Below are 204 nucleotides of genomic sequence, written 5' to 3'. Positions count from 1 at the left end.
ACCATCGGCGCTAGAGAGCTTAACTTCCGTGTTCGGTATGGGAACGGGTGTGACCTCTCTGCCATCATTACCAGACTTTTATCATTATACACATTCTTTTCAGAATGTCAAAAGGAATTTTAAATATATATTCCTTCAAAACTAGATAACATTTGCTACATATTATATGGTTAAGTCCTCGATCTATTAGTATTCGTCAGCTCC

The 204-nt window shown here is 37.3% G+C and carries 1 rRNA gene; it reads right to left on the bottom strand.

What is annotated here, in order from left to right:
- Nucleotides 1-75: ribosomal RNA gene (rrf, locus tag G9F74_RS29845) — 5S ribosomal RNA — on the bottom strand; the annotation flags it as partial.
- Between the last annotated feature and the right edge of the window lie 129 nt (nt 76-204).

Source organism: Bacillus sp. EKM202B (assembly GCF_011066025.1).
Classification (GTDB): domain Bacteria; phylum Bacillota; class Bacilli; order Bacillales; family Bacillaceae_G; genus Bacillus_A; species Bacillus_A toyonensis.
This window is presented reverse-complemented; position numbering and strand designations above follow the sequence as displayed.